General features: G+C 43.1%; 1 pseudogene. It reads right to left on the bottom strand.

The features are described from left to right. Positions 1–1857: pseudogene (locus CH373_RS18455) on the bottom strand (hypothetical protein); the annotation flags it as partial. Positions 1858–1902: the final 45 nt, after the last annotated feature.

Here is a 1902-nt window from a genome sequence, read left to right on the forward strand (position 1 = left end):
GTCTATGTATGTATTTGCTATTCCGGTTAGGATTCCGATGCTCTTTCCGGAGGTGATGATGCTGTCTGCAGATCCTGTCATACTGCCTTTTGCTTGGGTTGTCTCCGCGTACGGATCGCTGACTGCGCTTCTTCCTGGTAGGTTGTTGTCGACGTAGTTCTCTATAATTCCATACAGATTATCCAGTCCGCCTTTGAAGGAATAGTCCCCAGATGCGTTTTTGCTATATACTGTATCTTTAATTTCGTATCCGGTATCTTTAAAGTCTCTTAGTGCACGGCGGATACTCGGATTCGCTTCTTCCTTCGATGGATCAAATGCTACGCTTTTGTATCCTTCTACCAGTCCTAGGAAATTTCCCAGTCTTTGTTCTGCTTGGTACTCTAACTCTCTCAATCGATCTGTGATCTTTTGGTCGTCGCTTGGTTCTAGTTGTCCCTTTGGTCCAATGTTTATATAGCTTAAATAGGATTCTACGATTACGTTTTTCTTTACGATATCATACGCAAATTTCTGGTTTTGCTCGGTCCGATTTGCTTCGATCGCTTGTTTAGTAAAACTTACATCTTCCGTTCCGAGTTTGGTTACAAAGTCGGTAAATCCTGTTTTGTAGGCAAAGCTCTTTAGGAATTGGTCTGCCGATGAGGTTCTAAATGGATTCATAGAGCTGAACGGATCGTACAGTCCGGCTTTCGCGAGGATCAGTCCTTCTTTTTCGGAATCTGTAATTCCTCCGCTTAGTTTGGTGCCGAGGTATGTAAAATACTCTTCTTCCGTTTCTCCGACATATCCGGAGAGGATCGTTTCCATTCTTACTGATTTGTTCAGAGAAGTCACAAGACTCGGTTCGTATTTTTTGTCCTTGAGCCAATTGGTCAGTGCAGTTAGGTCATCCGCCTTGAGTGTGTTAGCTGTTGCATCGTTGTAATAGGCAGCCAGTGCATCTCTTTGTTGTAAGCTTTCCGTTTTTAAATAATACGCGCTATTTCTGTTGGTATAATTGGTAAGATAATCCGCCAAGATCGTATCTTCGCCGTTACCAGTCCCGACTCGTAGCAAGTATTCATTTTTTGCAGAGATTCTGTCCGCTTCGCTACTCTCATTCCAGTTCTTGTTGGAACTTAAAAACGCTTGGTAATTCGATACAATTCCGTACTCTTTCAACTCCGGTTGTAGTGCACTCACATTTACGAGTGTTCCCTGTGCCAAGGATGTTTGGATTCTATCGTAGTTGAGAGCCAATGCTTGCGCTTTTAATGTTTCTCTTATTTGTGGATCTGTTACTGTGAGTATCGCGTCGATATTCGTTCCTAAGTTTGTATTTGTGATCTTTAACTGGTCCGCATACACCTTAAGGCTATCCTTCAAGTCTGCAAGCTGTGAATCCGTCAAATTCTGTCCTAGAAATTTGGAGCTTCTTTCTACTCGCCCTCCGTTTTGTCCCGGTAGTACGTATTTTCCTGCTTTCAGCGCAGTCAAAAACTCATCCAAAGAAACATTTTCTTGGCTCGTTGCCAAAAACGCCTGCGTCAAGTTCCCCTTGTGCGCTTCCCACGCGTATTCTTTGAGCGATTCCATTCCGTTTGTGATTTCGCTACTTAGCTCATAATTCCCGCTAGCAAGTTTTGTTTTTAATACTTCATATTTTGCTAAACTAGCTTCTATCTGGTCCATGGCGGTGTGCATTGGCTGCCCATTGTGATCCAGATTTTCCAGTGTGGATTTCAAGTCTCTAAATAGGACCTGTGCTTCTTTTATGTTGGTTGTACTTGCCTTTGCTTCATTCCACTTTTGTAATGTTACTGCTTCTGTTCTGTCGGCAGTCGGTAACCCTTGGAAAAACTTCAGTTTCGCCATCTCATCAGTAAAGGCTCCTGTGTTTTCCAATGCTTCCAATACAGC

The organism is Leptospira perolatii (assembly GCF_002811875.1).
GTDB classification, from domain to species: domain Bacteria; phylum Spirochaetota; class Leptospiria; order Leptospirales; family Leptospiraceae; genus Leptospira_B; species Leptospira_B perolatii.